Source organism: Azotobacter beijerinckii, assembly GCF_900110885.1.
GTDB lineage: Bacteria > Pseudomonadota > Gammaproteobacteria > Pseudomonadales > Pseudomonadaceae > Azotobacter > Azotobacter beijerinckii.
Window position 1 is genome coordinate 1 of sequence record NZ_FOFJ01000073.1, and the last position, 15,893, is coordinate 15,893.

Consider the following 15,893-nt stretch of genomic DNA (forward strand, 5'->3'; position numbering starts at 1 on the left):
GTCGCCGTAGACCCCCTGGTAGCCGACGTGGAAGGTGTGGCCCTTGTATTTGGCCGAAAACAGCCCGTAGGCCAGCTGGTTGTCGAGGTTGCCGACCTTGCTGTGGCCGTCCTCCGTGGCGGTGAAGTAGCCGATGTCCGAGGACAGCGTCCAGGCGCCCAGCGGCAGGGCATGCTTGATGCCGTAGAAGCGCTGCTGGTAGATGTCCTCCAGTTGGCCCTGCCAGAAACTGAGCGTGGTGCGATTGGAATTGAAGCTGTAGTCGCCGCCGATGTAGTTGTAGTGATCGCCGGTAGCGTAAGCCAGGCGCCGCGGATTGATCGGGTCGTTGATGATCAGCGCGGTCATCTTCTGATGGTCGGTCGAGTTGCGCATGACAGCGGTGTTCAGCCACCCGGCCTGCAGGGTCAGCCCGGGAATCTCCCGGGAGATCAGCGTGGTCCCCCGGTAAGTCTGCGGCAGCAGGCGGTTGTCGGTGTGCGCCAGGATCGGCAGGTTCGGCGTCTGCTCGCCGTACCTCAGCTCGGTGCTGGAAAAGCGGGCCTTCAGCGTCAGCCCCAGGCGGCCATACTCGCTGGCCGCCTTGCCGTCGTCGTGCACCGGCAGCAACCCGGTATTGGTGCGGTCGCTGTTGCTGTCGAGCTTGACGCCCATCAGGCCGAGCACATCAAGGCCGAAGCCGACGGGCCCCGGAGTATAGCCGGACTTGAAGTTTAGAATGAAACCCTGGGCCCACTCCTCCGCCTTGGACTGTTGGTTTCGTCCCTGGATATCGGAGAAGTCGCGCATGAAATAATAATTGCGAAGTTGCAGGGTGGCGGTGGAGTCTTCGATAAATCCACTTTCGGCGACGCTGGCCAGCGGCATGCCACCAATGATCGTGCCGGACATGACAAGTTGTAGCTTCCGTCTCATCTTAAATTCTCTTGTTTTTATTGTTAGCAAGATAATCAAGAGTGCCTAGTAGGGTGAGTCATAAATTCGCATGCTGTTTTCGGTATGTAAGTCTTTGTTTCTTCCTAGAAGAATCGCGGCAAATTTACGACTCACACCACTAGATAGAACACTCACACAAAGTATCTATTGGATATATTCTGAGAAGTGGCACTGAAAGCTTCTGTCGAGGCTGGTTGTCAATGCCACTCATTACCCAGCTCGCTCTGAATAGTCAGTCTCAGCAAGACTTGCCGATAGCTTGGTCACTCCATATACTAAACAGATCGTCACCCTCTCTGGCGTCAAGTTTTAAGCCGAGCCCTTCTCCATTACGATGTCATCCCGAACTTCAGATGAAATAGACGAGTTAGAGACAGCTGCCGAAAGCTTGCTATTGACCAGGGAGATAGCAATAGCAGCAAGCAGACCCGGAATAGCGATGGCGACGAAATTCATCTCGAGCGGCAGGGACATGCCGACCAACACACCGATCAGAATCGGCGCAATTATCGCGCCACCACGCCCGACGCCAAGTGCCCAGCCAAGGCCAGTGGATCGAACTGCAGCTGGGTAGAACTGGCCGACAAAGGCGTTATTCACGATCTGCGTTCCGATCGTGCTGGCACCGGCCAGACCGACGACAACAAATAGCAGTTCCAGCGGCAGTGGCCTCCCCAGGAGGGTGATCGACAGGGCTGCGAGAAGATACATAAAAATCAGTACATATTTGATATTGAAGCGATCTGCCAGCCAACCACCGCCTACGGCGCCTATCATGGCACCGAGATTCAAGACCATCACGAAGGTCATGGCCGACCCCAAGTTGTAGCCAGCGCTGGCCATCAGCTTGGTCAGCCAGGTACTCAGGGCATACACCATGAACAGGCACATGAAAGAGGCCAGCCACAGCATGATGGTGCTGAAGCTTCGTTTTTCCGAGAACAAATGATGAACGGGTGCCTTGCCTGAACGATCCCTCTCGGGCAGCACAAAGCGATCCGTGGCGGAAGGTGAATAGGTTCTGTCGAGACGAGCCACGATCGCTTTCAGCTCATCAAAGCGGCCTGCCTGATGCAAAAACGACATGGACTCTGGCAAGGACATGAAGATGAAAGGAACGAGGACTATCGGTGCAAGCGCCGCGTAGAACACCGATTGCCAACCGAAATTTACCAGCATCGCTTTACCAAGGAACGCAGCCAGGATGCCGCCGACTGAATAGCCGCTAAACATAAGCGTAACCAGTGTGGCGCGCATGCGTCGCGGGGCGTATTCCGTCATCTCGGCTACGATGTTCGGCATGACGCCGCCGATACCCAGCCCGGCCAAAAAGCGCATCACACCGAAGACGACAGGATCCTGGGTCAGGCCGGCGGCTGCAGTGAATACGCTGAAAAGCACGATGCAGATGGAGATTACCCAGCGACGACCGACACGGTCAGCGAGCGTGCCCAGGAAAATGGCGCCGAACATCATCCCGAATAAAGCAGAACTAGCCATGAATCCCGCTTGCGTGGAATTGACGCCCATGTCCTTCATGATTGCAGGCATTGCAATACCTGCGACAGCCAGGTCGTAGCCGTCAAAAATAATGATTAGTGAACACCAAAACAAAACCAACCCATGGAATGGGTTGAGTTTCGCCTCGTCAGCGATCTTATAGATATCTAATTGACGCACTTTAGGCACTCCTTTTATTAATTTTATTGAGCCGTTTCCATGCGAAGCTTTTTCTGTGACGGAGCAATCCTCTTCTGTTTATGAGCCAGGGGAGCCTCTCGTACGTTGAAATACCCCCTGGAGAGGTCGCCGGCATGTCACCGGCGACCTTGCTGCGGCGTGTCAGATCCTCAGACGGGAGTTGCCAGCAGACGGTCAATGCTGAAAGTGTCAGCGATGCACTGCTTGGATTTGCATTCCAGCGCTCCGATGACCCGAACAGTCTCGTCAAGATAAGTCCTGACCTGAGCCCGAAAGCTCACCATGGACCTTCTGTTGTCCATTACATTCAGATGTAACTTACAGAATCGATTGACAATCGTAGAAAACCCGCATCACAACCAAGTTCCGCCCTGGCGTTCATCTGGTTCATTGAAATCGCTAGCGTCGAAGCCGTGAATCCAGTCGAGGTGATGCAGCATGGCATCATGTGAGGCAAGACGCGCATCGCGCCGATCCCTCTCTTCACCCGGTGGCAAGTGCAGCATATCGCCGGTGGTCACGGACGCATACACAACCTTGCGCGCCCGGCCACGACGCAGTCGCTCGTAACGTTCAAAGGTTTCTGCAATCGACTCGGAACCCGCAGCGGCAATGCAATCCGCAAGGACTACGGCATCCTCGATCGACTGGTTGGCACCCTGTCCATGGTGCGGTACCAGGGCATGTGCGGCATCACCGAGCAGTGTTACCCGACCTTTGCTCCAGCGGCCAAGGGTCATACGATAAACCATTCCCCATCGCTCATTGACTGTCTTCAAGGTGTTCGAAGCGATCATCTCGACGAGAGCAGGATGCCAGTCTTTAAAGAGGCGTAGTTGTTCACCGTCGCCTGTAGGCGCGGTCGACTGTTTTAGTGGCCAGGTCGTCGGGGTGCGTTCAACGAGAAAGAAATTGATATCTCCTTTTCTGTCTCCGCCGATCGGGTAGTGAAGGCAGTGGCCGGACTCACCCATCCAGAATTGGATCGCAGTCGGATCAGGCATGCTGGGTAATTTATCGATTGGAACAATCCCACGAAACGCCGTATACCCCGCGTATATGTAATCTTCATAGCCGAGCATCAAGTTCCGTACGGTGGAACGCACCCCGTCAGCACCAATGACGATATCGGCTTCCGCTTTGCTGCCATCCTTAAAGTGCAGCACTACCTGTTCGCCAGTATCGTCGATATTTGCCAGGCGTTTACCCAGGTGGATGCGATCCATACCCACCTTGGTGGAGAGAATCCTTTGCAACTCGGCCCGGTGGATGCCGAGATAGGGGCCACCGAAAAGGTCTCGATATGCCTGCCCCCCGGCGTGCCTGCCGATTTCACGGCCAGTCTTTCCATCCCGGTAGATTAAGGCAGAAACTTCAAACGCGGCTTCGTCAAACGACTCGCCCAAACCCCAGTGGTCATAATAAAAACGCGTGGCATTAGCGGACAAGGCGACCGCAGCACCCACCTCACGCAACTCCTCCGCTTGCTCGTAAATATCAACGTCGATGCCGTGGTGACGCATCGCAATCGCAAAGGTCAAGCCACCGACACCGCCACCGACCACAGCAATGCGACGTATTTTATTAGTTCCTTTGTCATTCATAAGATTATCTCTTTCTTATAAAGGGTGGACACACATTGAGATAGCACGCTTGACATCATGCTGGGGCATTTAACAGGGACCGGTGAGTTACAGCGTCTCATGCCGTGGCGTGAGAGTCCGCCCTAACCACGCCTGCCCTTAATGATGCGTTGGGCGAACAATAGAGAAGGTTGCCATATAAGTACATAAACAATATGCTATAACTATTATCACCAGTGTGAATATTGAGAAGAAGGCATGCAACTGCGGGACATCGACCTGAATCTCCTTGTGATCTTCAATCAGTTGATGATCGATAAGCGAGTCTCGGCGGTTGCCGAGGCCCTGGGCATCACGCAACCGGCGGTAAGCAACGCATTGAAGCGTCTGCGGGTGCAGCTAAAGGACGAGCTTTTCCTGCGCACCTCGCGCGGCATGGAACCCACGCCCTTTGCTCAGCAGCTAGCCGAGCCGGTCGACTACGCACTGGGGACTATCCACGGTGCGCTCAATCAGCAAACCAGCTTCGATCCAGCCACGAGCACGCGCACCTTCACTCTGGCAGTCACCGACATCGGCGATATTTATTTCCTGCCCGTCTTAATGGAGGAGGTGATGCGGACGGCACCGCAGCTTTGCATCAGCACGGTGCGTAACACTGCGGTAAGCCTCAGGGAAAACCTGGAGCTAGGAAAAGTGGATCTGGCCATTGGCCTGTTACCCCAACTACAGGGAGGGTTCTTCCAGCGGCATTTGTTCAAGCATCGCTACGTGTGTATGTTCCGCCGCGAGCATCCCGCTGCCAGCCAGCCGATGACCCTCGATCTGTTCCAGTCGCTGGAGCACGTGGTGGTCATCTCTGCCGGCACCGGGCACGGCGAGGTGGACACGATCCTGGATCGGGCAGGCATCCTTCGTCGGATACGAGCGGTAGTACCCCATTTCATTGCGGTCGGCCCCCTCCTCCAGTCGACCGACCTCGTTGCCACGGTCCCCGAGCGCTTCGCGATGCGCTGCACGCAGCCCTTCGACCTAGTCTATGTGCCTCATCCCGCGCAGCTACCGGAGATCGCCATCAAGCTGTTCTGGCACGCCAAATATCACCGGGATCCTGCCAACCAATGGCTGAGGCAGCTCCTCTTTGAGAAGTTCAGCGACAGACCGGAAGGCGGCGCAGCGGCTTTGTCCTGAATCACTCAAATAGCGCACGGCCGCAATGTCGGCGTGGTCCGGCGCCAGCTGGATACCGTGTAGAGGCGGGGGATGCCGTGTGTCTCGCCTTTCAACAGCTATGATCCAGAGAATCACGGTCTGTTGAGGGTCGGGTCCGAAATACCCGCACTACGGATGCGGTCGATCCGGGTGATTGCCTGCCCTACGTCTGCTGACTAATGGGAATTTCATACGACTTCGTCATGCGAATGGGCTCCTCCTGCTCACGCAGTTGGCACATTCGAATGCCGGGATGATGCGACCCCTTCGCTCCCTCGCCATTACAGCGACTTCATCACTACTACGAGCCGCTCCGCCCCTTGGTGGCGCATCGGTATTGTCGGCCTCGCCTTGCGGGCTTGCGCCTTTCCCTGGCCATCGCCACCGAAGGTTCCCGCAGTTCAACGCAAGAGCCCGAACCCGGCTCGCGCTGCCTCTATGCCGGACACCGCTGGACCCGTAAGCAGGTTTCGCCCCAGCTTCTCCTGGAGCAACTTCACTCCCCAGTTTCGATGTCATCCGAGTATTTTCGACACTTGAACGGCAGTTCACGGTTGTTCGCCTTCCGGGTTCACACCTGACGCCTTTGGGCGCATTTTCCGCAACGCTCACGACCGGGGCTTTTGGCCCAAGCCGCTTGCGGTGGCTTGCCACCTGCTCCTGCAAGCCGATGGCGAGGGGCCAACCCTCATCTCTTCTTACGCCGCTTGCTGCGGCACACTGAAATCCGATACCCACAGCGCATTCGGCCGCTCGGCACGGAACTGCCGGTTAACCCGATCCAGCGGACATGGCCTGGCCCTGTCGCTGGTCGTGATCTTGACCGGCTTGCCGCGTACCATGCCTTGCAGGCCCATCTGACGCATCGGTCGCTCCACTGTGCAGCGGGCCACAACAATGCCTTCGCGGCGTAACCGCCGCCAGACCTTGCGCACGCCATAAACCTGTATCGCGTCAAACGTCGGATCGAGAAAGCCAAGGCACAGCAAGCCAAGGTCGAGCATCCGTTCCGGGTGATCAAGCGGCAGTTCGGCTACGTCAAGGTGCGCTTCCGCGGCCTGGCGAAGAACACCGCGCAGTTGGTGACGCTGTTCGCCCTGTCGAACCTGTGGATGCGCATCGACACTTGCTGACGAATGCAGGAGAGGTGCGTCCGTAATGCGGGAAATCATCCCGGCAAAGCGCCTCGTCAAGGGCACGGCCTGAATTGCCACGGAACTGCCGCTTTTCGAGCAATCGAGCGCTCGCGCAGGAAATGTCGGGGCTAATTCAGACCTTCCTTATGACGTAGTAGATGAAAACGTCTGTGGCGGCGCTGCCGCAATATGTTCCTTTTATGCAATAGTAAATCAACAAACTCATGCTTACTCCGACATCACCAGACGCTTATAGTAACCAAGAGGAAGACGGAAAAATCTCCCCAAAAAATTCAAACTCAAAACAAGCATCGTCGAAAAACCCGACAACGGGATCGGCTCGCTTGATAAAACAGGAGAATAATCATGAAACGCTCGGCTGTTCTGGCGATAGCTACGATTTATTTTATAGCTATGGGCAATGCGGTGAGTGCTGCCGAAGTAGAGCCTGACCCTCTGGCTGCCGACACTCAACTTACTGCCTCCCATGAGCCAACTAGCGATGAGAAAACTGCCGAAGTTAATGATTACACGTACAGCGACAAGCTGGATATTAGAAAAGTCGTTGCTATCGAAAGTAATTCGATGGCCTGTGGTTTAGCTCCAGCTCTCATGACTTACGAGGACACCCATGGTGAGGTACATACCGTGCATTATCAAATCATGGGTACAGGTTGCCAAGGCGGCTACTAATGCTTGGCGGCCGCAAAATCTGAGTGCAACACTTGACCGTTTCGGTAAGGTGTTGCCATGTCTTATCACGAACTCAGCGTTGCCGAACGCGCCACGATCCAGATCGATTTGTTGAACAAATTGAGTCAACACAGGATTGCCCGCCTGCTGAACCGTAGCCCTTTCACCATCAGCCGCGAGATTCGGCGCAACCGCACAGCTCATGGGCACTACGTCACCCATGAGGCCCAACGATTCATGTCGGTTCGCCGCCAGTCCTGCCGCCCCAGCACGGCAACGAGCTGTTCGAGCTGGTGGCTTACCTGCTGCGAAAACGCTTTTCGCCCGAACAGATTGCCGGCAAGCTGCGCTCCATGGAGTTTCCCCAGCTTGAAGACGCCTACGTCTGCCGCGAGACTATTTACAACGCCATTTATGCCCAGCCCTCGTGCGGATGGACGACTTCGCAGAGCGGCAACGAACGTCCGGCCAGGGGGATCGCGTCGCGCAGCAGGGCGCGGAGCATGGCCCAGTAGAACAACCCCTCTCGGCCTGCAGCTGCCGATTGCCGAGCAGGCAGTCGACCCGCTTGATCGCCTGCCTGGGATAGGCCGAGCCAGGCAGTAAGCGCCCCAGCGCAGTCAGGCTCAGGCAGCGACCCTGCAGCAGGGCGGCCACCGTCGCCATCAGGGCTTCGAGACGGCGGGCATGGATCGTGGGGAGTGCCTTGGCGAAGGCATCGCGCAAGAAATTGGACGGTCTGCATGGGTAGGGGGACATCGGTCAGTTTGGCGACAACCAGCGTCGCCCGCCCACTCAGGCCTCTTCAAGCGATACCCATTTGATTTTTCTGGAAAATTTCTGGGGATCACTCAGGCTCGGGCCGCTTTCTCGCCAGTGCCGCCCCGAACGACAGCCGTCTCCCGGCGCGGCGAGCGGCCCCCGCTCTGCCCTGCTCTGCCCGCGCGCCGGAACAGGGCCCCTGCGGGCAAGGGCCCGGCCCTCAAGCGGCGGCACAGCCTGCCGCCTCCCCCTTCCGGGCGCGCCCGGCGCCCACGATCACTGGGTTTTCATGAACCGCTGGTGAGCCGCGACGATGGCGTCGAAGTCGCGATCGACGCCGAAGCCGAGCTGCAGGGGGCGCCGGATGTCGAAGTCGCCCGGCCAGCTGCAGACGATACGTTCGATGCGCGGATCGGGCTCGTCGCCGACCCGCGCACGGGCTTCGAGGCCGGCCAGCCGTTCGAGGCTGTCGAGCATCTGCCCGACCCGCACGCTGATGCCCGGCAGGTTGAGGGTGCGCCGCAGGCCCAGGGCCTGACCGTCGAGGCGTGCGGCATGCAGCAGGTTGGCGATCACCGTGTCCGGCGAAGACAGCCACAGGCGGGTCTCCAGCGGCACCGGGCAGTTGCTCGGCAGACCGGCGAGCGGCTCGCGGATGATCCCGCTGGCGAACGAAGAGGCCGCCGCATTGGGCTTGCCGGGACGCACCGAGATGGTCGGCAGGCGGCAGACTCGGCCGTCGACATACCCCTTGCGCGAATAATCGCCGACCAGCAGCTCGGCCATCGCCTTCTGCGCGCCATACGAGGACTGCGGCAGGGGCGCCAGATCCTCCGGCACCTTGTCCGGCAGCTCGCCACCGAACACCGCCAGCGAACTGGCAAAGACCAGGATGGGCGCTTTGGCGCGCTGCCGGCAGGCTTCCAGCAATACCCGGGTGGCATCCAGGTTGACCCGCATGCCGAGGTCGAAGTCCGCCTCGGCCTGGCCGCTGACGACCGCCGCCAGGTGGTAGACGACGGTGGTCTCGGCATCGACCAGCCTGGCGAGGCACGCCGGGTCGGCGATATCGCCGATCACCGATTCGACCCGCGGGTCCTCGTAGGGATAGGGTGCCAGATCCAGCGAGACGATACGCCCGTGGCCAGGCAGGAGATCGAGCGCTTCCGGTTGCAGCAGGGCTTGGATGAGGCGGCTCCCCAGGAAGCCGGCACCACCGGTGACCAGGATTTTCATGCTGTGGTTACCTTCGTGTGAGGGGGCGGGATGCCCCGGTTTTGTTTTTGGATGAAAGGTCGTGACAAGCATTTGTCATGTTGTATTATGAATTTCAGATCAGCGCAATCGCCGCAGTCGAAGCAGCCCTCGCCGAGGACTCGCCCGTCACGAGCGATTGCCAGGAGAATCCCCGTGGAAGCATTGAACGAAGCCACCCCCAAGCTCGCCGAACGCCTGGCGGAGCGCCTGACCCAGGCGATTCAGGACGGCATCCTGCCGGCAGGATGCCGCCTGCCCACCGAGCAGGCACTGTGCGATCAGTACGGGGTCAGCCGCACGGTGGTCCGCGAGGCCATCTCGATGCTCAAGCGCGAGGAGCTGGTGGTTTCGCGCCAGGGCAGCGGCACCTATGTGAGCAGCACGCCGACGGTCGTCCTGCGCCTGGCTTCGCCCCAGGGCAACGTGCAGTCGGTGATGGAGATTCTCGAGCTGCGCAGCGCCCTGGAAATCAAGGCGGCCGAGCTGGCGGCACTCCATCGCGACAAGGCGCAGCTGCGGGCCATGCGCAATGCCCTGGAAGCGCTGGAGGAAGCCGTCGAGCGCGGCGAGGACGGCGTTCGCGAGGATCTCGCCTTCCACCGCGCCATCGTCGTCGCCACCGGCAACCAGCACTTCCTGAGCACCATCGATTTCCTCCACCAACTGCTCTACCAGGCGATCAGCGTGACCCGCCGCAACGAGGCCCGCTATCCGCTCTACATGCGCCAGGTGGACGAAGAGCACCAGGTTCTGCTCGAGGCCATCGCCGCGGGCGATGCGGAAGCCGCGCGGCTGGCCGCCAGCCACCATCTGGACAATGCCAAAGAGCGTCTGCGCCGGGCGCAGGTCGCTCTCGACGAATCCGACAGACCAACAACAAAGAGGTGATTCAATGACTACTCCCTTGCCATCCTGCGGCGTCATCGGCCTGGGCTCCATGGGGCTGGGCATGGCCCGCTCGCTACTGCGGGCCGGCCTTCCCGTCTGGGGCTACGACATCCGCGACGAGGTCCGCGCGGCCTTCGCCAGCGAAGGCGGCCTGCCGCTGAGCGGCCCGACCGAGCATGCGGCGGCGACCGACCTGCTGTTCATCGTGGTGGTCAACGCCGAGCAGACCGAGCAGGTGCTGTTCGGCGAGCAGGGCATCGCCGCCCGCCTCAAGCCCGGCAGCGTGGTGCTGACCTGCGCGACGATTTCCGCCCAGGCGGCCCGGCGCATCGCCGAACGCCTGGCGGAGCATCAGTTGCTGATGATCGACGCGCCGATCTCCGGTGGTGCACAGCGGGCGGCCAAGGGTGAACTCACGATCATGGCCTCGGGTCCGGAAAAGGCCTTCCAGCGCGCCGAGGCGGCGCTCGCCGCCGTCGCCACCAAGGTCTACCGGCTCGGCAGCGAGGCCGGCCAGGGCTCGCAGATCAAGCTGGTCAACCAGCTGCTGGCCGGCGTGCACATCGCCGCCGCGGCCGAAGCCATGGCCTACGGCATCCGCCAGGGCTGCGATCCGGCCACGCTCTACGAGGTCATCAGCAACAGCGCCGGCAACTCCTGGATGTTCGAGAACCGCGTGCCCCACCTGCTGGCCGGCGACTACCAGCCGCGCTCGGCGGTGAACATCTTCGTCAAGGATCTCGGCCTGGTGCTGGACAGCGCCCAGGACGCGGTCTTCCCGCTGCCGCTGACGGCCAGCGCGCACCAGATGTTCAAGCAGGCCTCGGCCGCCGGCTTCGGCCGCGAGGACGACATCGCCGTGGCGAAGATCTTCCCCGGCATCCGCCTGCCCCACGACGGCACGGAGGGCTGAGCGATGCCGCTACTCGGATGTATCGCCGACGACTTCACCGGCGCCACCGACCTGGCCAGCATGCTGGTCCGGGGCGGCGCCCGCACCGTGCAGACCATCGGCGTGCCGGACCGGCCCCTGCCGACCGGGGATGCCGACGCCCTGGTGGTGGCCCTGAAATCGCGCACCCTGCCCGCCGAGGAAGCCGTCGCCCAGTCCCTGGCGGCGCTCGCCTGGCTGCAGAGCCAGGGCTGCCGGCAGTTCTATTTCAAGTACTGCTCGACCTTCGACTCGACCGCCGACGGCAACATCGGTCCGGTCAGCGACGCCCTGCTCGACGCCCTCGGCAGCCGCTTCACCGTGGCCTGCCCGGCCTTCCCGGAAAACCGCCGCAGCGTGTTCAACGGCTACCTGTTCGCCAACGACGTGCTGCTGAACGAAAGCGGCATGCAGGACCATCCGCTGACCCCGATGCGCGATGCCAACCTGCTGCGCGTGCTGCAGCCGCAGACCCGTCGCCCGGTCGGCCTGATCGACTACCGCAGCCTGCGCGCGGGCGTCGAGGCCACCCGGGCGCGGATCGCCGAGCTGAGCGCCGAAGGCGTCGGCATCGCCATCTGCGACGCCATCGACAACAGCGACCTGGAGGTGCTGGGCAAGGCCTGCCTCGACCTGCCCCTGGTCACCGCCGGCTCGGGCCTGGCCCTGGGCCTGGCCAGCGCCTGGCGCGAGCGGGGCGTCCTGAGCTCGGCCGCCAGCGCCAACCGCCTGGAGCCTCCCCACGGCCGCCGGGCGATCCTCAGCGGCAGTTGCTCCAAGGCCACCCTGGCGCAGATCGCCGAGGCCAAGGCGCACTACCCGTCCTTCCGCCTCGAAGCGGGCGAGCTGATGGCGCGCGGCGGCGCCCTGGTCGAGGAAGCCGTCGCCTGGGCGGCCCGCCAGGATGCCGCGACCCCGGTGCTGATCTATGCCAGCAGTTCCCCCGAGGAGGTGCGCAAGGTCCAGGAGCAGTTCGGCACCCAGCAGGTCGGCGAGCGCGTCGAGCAGGCCCTGGCAAGCATCGCCCGCACCCTGGTGCAGGAGCAGGAGGTTGGCCAGCTCTTGGTCGCCGGCGGGGAAACCTCCGGCGCCGTGGTCGGCGCACTGGACATCGCCGGCCTGCGCATCGGTCCGAGCATCGATCCCGGCGTACCCTGGACGCAGCCCCTGACCACAGGAGGACGCCCCCTGAGCCTGGCCCTGAAGTCCGGCAATTTCGGCAGCGTCGATTTCATGGTCAAAGCCTGGGGGATGCTGGCATGAGCAAGGAAACCCGATTGCGCGAGGAGATCGTCGAGATCGGCCGCTCCCTGCACATGCGCGGGCTGAGCCCGGGCTCCTCGGGCAACATCAGCGCGCGCCTGGACGACGGCTGGCTGCTCACCCCCACCAACGCCTGCCTGGGCGAGCTCGATCCGGGCGACATCGCCAAGCTCGACTGGGAAGGCAACCATCTGGCGGGCAAGCAGGCCTCCAAGGAAGCCTTCCTGCACCATGCGGTCTACGCCGGGCGCGAGGACTCCGGGGCCATCGTCCACCTGCACTGCACCCACTCGGCAGCGGTGTCCTGCCTGGACTGCCTGGACCCCCACTCCGCCCTGCCGCCGCTGACACCCTACTTCGTCATGCGCGTCGGCCGGCTGCCGCTGGTGCCCTACCACCGCCCGGGCGATCCGCGTCTCGGCGAGGCGATCAGCGGCCTGGTCGGCAAGCACAGCGCGGTGCTGCTGGCCAATCATGGCCCCCTGGTGTCCGGCAAGACCTTGGAGGCCGCCGGCTACGCCATCGAGGAACTGGAAGAGACGGCCAAGCTGTACCTGCTGCTGCGCCAGCAGCCGGTGCGCCTGCTCGACGAAGAACAAATCGAAGAACTGCGCCAGACCTTCGGCGCCCAATGGTGAGATGCCCCCATGCCCAGATTCGCCGCCAACCTCAGCATGCTGTTCAACGACGCGCCCTTCCTCGAACGCTTCGCCCGCGCCGCCGCGGCCGGGTTCAGGGGGGTCGAGTTCCTGTTTCCCTATGACTACCCGGCCGAACAGATCGCCGAACAGCTCGACAGGCACGGCCTGACCCAGGTGCTGTTCAACCTGCCGCCCGGCGACTTCACCGCCGGCGAGCGCGGCCTGGCGGCGCTGCCCGGCCGCGAGGCGGAATTCCGCGAAGGCGTGGATCGCGCCATCGACTACGCCCGCGCGCTGGGCTGCACGCGCCTGCATGCCATGGCCGGCCTGGTGGCGGACGAAGCGATGCGCCCGCAGATGCGCGCGCAGTATCTGGAGAACCTGCGTTATGCCGCCCGGCGCCTGCAGGAGCACGGCCTGATCCTGCTGATCGAGCCGATCAACTCGCGCAGCATTCCCGGCTATTTCATCAACCGCCAGGCCGAGGGCCACGCCATCCTCGCCGAACTCGGCGAGCCCAACCTCAAGGTGCAGATGGACTTCTTCCATGCGCAGATCATGGAAGGCGACTTGGCCACCACCTACCGGCGCTTCCAGGCCGGCGTCGGGCACGTGCAGATCGCCGGGGTTCCGGACCGGCACGAACCGGATACCGGCGAGGTCAACTACCCCTATCTCTACCAACTCCTCGACGACAGCGGCTACGACGGCTGGATCGGCTGCGAGTACTCGCCACGGGGACTCACCGAAGAAGGGCTCGGCTGGTATTCAAGATGGCGTTGATGGCTTCGCGAACCAACGTGCGCTTTGCCATTCCTCCCGAAAGCCGGGAGGACTTATGGAAACGCAAATAACGACAATGGAGGCTCTACCATGAACCCAGGCGAATAAATAATTCGTACAACTACGCCAACACTTACTCTTTTCTCGATCTTGCTCTACCTGGTCGCCTCTATCGAGCGATCCGCAATCGGGTTCGCCCAATTCGGCGTCGACGATAGACGCAACGTGTGCCTGGCCACTCCCCCGCAAAGGGAACGGGCCTATAAAAACATCCATAACAAAAACAATTGGAGGTTTTGCCATGAATCCGGAAAAACAGATAATTCGTACCATCACGCTCCGGCTTATTCCTTTCTTGATTCTGCTTTACATGGTCGCGTTCATCGACCGCTCCGCCGTCGGCTTCGCCAAGTTGCACATGGCGGCCGATCTCGGGATCAGCGATATCGCCTACGGCTTCGGTGCCGGCCTGTTCTTCATCGGCTATTTCATCTTCGAAGTCCCCAGCAACCTGATGCTCGAACGCTTCGGCGCACGGCGCTGGTTCGCCCGCATCCTCATCACCTGGGGTGCGATCACCGCCTGCATGGCGCTGCTGCAAGGTCCCTACAGCTTCTATGCGATGCGCTTCCTGCTCGGCGCCGCCGAGGCGGGCTTCTTCCCCGGCGTGCTCTACTACATCACCCGCTGGTATCCGGTTCGCCATCGCGGCAAGGTGCTCGGCCTGTTCATCCTGGCCCAACCCATCGCGCTGATGATCACCGGTCCCCTGGCCGGGGCGCTGCTGGGGATGGACGGCACCCTCGATATGCACGGCTGGCAGTGGCTGATGCTGACGATCGGACTGCCGGCCATGCTGCTGGCCTGGCCGACCCTGCGCATCCTGCCGGATACGCCGGCCCAGGCACGCTGGCTTTCGGAGGAGGATCGCACCTGGCTGAACAAGGAACTGGAGGCTGATCGCCAAGAGTACGGCCAGACCGAGCACAGCAATCCCCTGCATGCCCTGAAAGACCGCCGTGTCCTGCTGCTGGCGCTGCTCTATCTGCCGGTCACCCTGAGCAACTACGGTCTCAGCCTGTGGCTGCCGACCCTGGTACATCAGTTCGGTGGCAGCAATCTGGTCACGGGGTTCGTCTCGGCGGTGCCCTATGTGTTCGGCATCATCGGCCTGCTGATCGTGCCGCGCAGTTCGGACCGACTGAACGATCGCTACGGCCACCTCTGCGCGCTGTACTTCCTGGGTGCGCTGGGAATGTTCCTGAGCGCCTGGGCGACCCTGCCGGCGATGCAACTGATGGCGCTGAGCCTGACGGCCTTCACCATCTTCTCCGGCACCGCCATCTTCTGGACACTGCCGGGACGCTTCCTCACCGGCGCCGGCGCCGCGGCCGGTATCGCCCTGATCAACTCGATCGGCAACCTGGGCGGCTACCTGGGGCCATTCGGCATCGGCGCCCTCAAGGAATACACCGGCAGCTTGGCGGCGGGTCTTTACTTCGTCTCAGCGGTAGAGATTTTCGGTGTACTGCTCACCGTCCTCATCTACTTCAAGCTCGAAAGGAAAATGATCCATCAACAATCCACTCGCCTGGCCGAGCAAGGATAGTGATCGTTTGATTTGCCTAGTGGGACGATGCGCAAGTTCATCCATGTGAACTTGCGCATCGGGAACAGCTCGCGAAGTTACAACTCGCCGCTCTGACAGCATAACCCTCATATTCATTGCAAAGTGTTTGCGAGGACGCTCGAATGTGTGTGCCCGGAGCAACTTGTGAAGTTCCACCCCATCACACTGGCGGTGCAAGTCGTACGTTCATTGCGATGTTTTTGGCGAAGACTTTAACTTGTCCATCGAAAACAGCGTGTGAACTTCCGACTCGCTCCGCCGGATATTGCCGGCAAATCCTTTTCATCAGCCGTTCCACTTGAGCTTTTCACAGAACAACTATTTCCCCAGAGGAATGAACGCCATGCTGCGAAGAACCAAGATCGTCGCCACCCTCGGCCCGGCCACCGAAACCCCCGAAGTCCTCGAAGGCCTGATCCTCGCCGGGGTCGACGTGGTGCGCCTGAACTTCTCCCACGGCAAGGCCGAGGAGCACCG

General features: G+C 61.2%; 13 protein-coding genes and 4 pseudogenes. 11 read left to right on the top strand and 6 right to left on the bottom strand.

What is annotated here, in order from left to right:
* From BMY22_RS20335 to BMY22_RS20345, 3 genes are all read right to left on the bottom strand, one after another.
* Positions 1-891 (bottom strand): OprD family outer membrane porin (locus BMY22_RS20335; RefSeq protein ID WP_244158941.1); only part of this gene is annotated, 891 nt, incomplete at its 3' end.
* A 354-nt stretch (positions 892-1,245) separates the two neighbouring features.
* Positions 1,246-2,616, bottom strand: a complete 1,371-nt coding sequence (locus BMY22_RS20340; protein WP_090625042.1) for an MFS transporter — start codon at positions 2,614-2,616, stop codon at positions 1,246-1,248.
* A 374-nt stretch (positions 2,617-2,990) separates the two neighbouring features.
* Positions 2,991-4,241, bottom strand: a complete 1,251-nt coding sequence (locus BMY22_RS20345; protein ID WP_090625044.1) for an FAD-dependent monooxygenase — start codon at positions 4,239-4,241, stop codon at positions 2,991-2,993.
* Positions 4,242-4,478: 237 nt separating this feature from the next.
* Between BMY22_RS20345 and BMY22_RS20350 the strand changes: the two genes are divergently transcribed.
* Entirely contained in the window at positions 4,479-5,411 is a 933-nt protein-coding gene (locus BMY22_RS20350) for a LysR family transcriptional regulator (protein ID WP_090625046.1), read from the top strand.
* Between the two features lie 740 nt (positions 5,412-6,151).
* Here the strand turns inward: BMY22_RS20350 and BMY22_RS20360 are convergent.
* A pseudogene (locus BMY22_RS20360) lies at positions 6,152-6,382 on the bottom strand (IS3 family transposase); the annotation flags it as partial.
* On the opposite strand from BMY22_RS20360, the pseudogene BMY22_RS20365 reads away from it, so the two are divergent.
* From BMY22_RS20365 to BMY22_RS20375, 3 genes and pseudogenes are all read left to right on the top strand, one after another.
* Positions 6,377-6,591 (top strand): annotated as a pseudogene (locus BMY22_RS20365) (transposase); the annotation flags it as partial. The pseudogenes BMY22_RS20360 and BMY22_RS20365 overlap by 6 nt on opposite strands.
* Before the next feature lie 343 nt (positions 6,592-6,934).
* Entirely contained in the window at positions 6,935-7,261 is a 327-nt protein-coding gene (locus BMY22_RS20370) for a DUF2790 domain-containing protein (RefSeq protein ID WP_090625049.1), read from the top strand.
* Positions 7,262-7,318: 57 nt separating this feature from the next.
* A pseudogene (locus tag BMY22_RS20375) lies at positions 7,319-7,686 on the top strand (transposase); the annotation flags it as partial.
* Here BMY22_RS20375 and BMY22_RS20380 read toward each other — a convergent pair.
* A pseudogene (locus tag BMY22_RS20380) lies at positions 7,683-8,006 on the bottom strand (IS4 family transposase); the annotation flags it as partial. The pseudogenes BMY22_RS20375 and BMY22_RS20380 sit on opposite strands and share 4 nt — an antisense overlap.
* A 293-nt stretch (positions 8,007-8,299) precedes the next feature.
* Positions 8,300-9,259, bottom strand: a complete 960-nt coding sequence (denD, locus tag BMY22_RS20385; RefSeq protein ID WP_090625050.1) for a D-erythronate dehydrogenase — start codon at positions 9,257-9,259, stop codon at positions 8,300-8,302.
* A 174-nt stretch (positions 9,260-9,433) separates the two neighbouring features.
* On the opposite strand from denD, the gene BMY22_RS20390 reads away from it, so the two are divergent.
* The 7 genes from BMY22_RS20390 to BMY22_RS20420 all read left to right on the top strand — a co-directional run.
* Positions 9,434-10,168, top strand: a complete 735-nt coding sequence (locus tag BMY22_RS20390) for a FadR/GntR family transcriptional regulator (protein ID WP_244158942.1) — start codon at positions 9,434-9,436, stop codon at positions 10,166-10,168.
* A gap of 4 nt (positions 10,169-10,172) precedes the next feature.
* A complete protein-coding gene (ltnD, locus tag BMY22_RS20395) occupies positions 10,173-11,081 on the top strand; it encodes an L-threonate dehydrogenase (protein ID WP_090625053.1) in 909 nt (302 codons plus the stop codon).
* Positions 11,082-11,084: 3 nt separating this feature from the next.
* Positions 11,085-12,362, top strand: a complete 1,278-nt coding sequence (gene otnK / locus BMY22_RS20400) for a 3-oxo-tetronate kinase (protein WP_090625055.1) — start codon at positions 11,085-11,087, stop codon at positions 12,360-12,362.
* Positions 12,359-13,000, top strand: a complete 642-nt coding sequence (otnC, locus tag BMY22_RS20405; RefSeq protein WP_090625056.1) for a 3-oxo-tetronate 4-phosphate decarboxylase — start codon at positions 12,359-12,361, stop codon at positions 12,998-13,000. Before otnK ends, otnC begins: the two co-directional genes overlap by 4 nt.
* A gap of 9 nt (positions 13,001-13,009) precedes the next feature.
* Complete coding sequence (gene otnI / locus BMY22_RS20410; RefSeq protein WP_090625058.1) at positions 13,010-13,786, top strand: 2-oxo-tetronate isomerase; 777 nt, start codon at positions 13,010-13,012, stop codon at positions 13,784-13,786.
* Positions 13,787-14,087: 301 nt separating this feature from the next.
* The gene (locus BMY22_RS20415) at positions 14,088-15,395 is read left to right on the top strand and encodes an MFS transporter (RefSeq protein ID WP_090625059.1); all 1,308 of its coding nucleotides are present in this window, start codon (positions 14,088-14,090) and stop codon (positions 15,393-15,395) included.
* Between the two features lie 364 nt (positions 15,396-15,759).
* Positions 15,760-15,893, top strand: a 134-nt coding sequence (locus BMY22_RS20420) for a pyruvate kinase (protein ID WP_143068571.1), incomplete at its 3' end; no start/stop codon positions are given.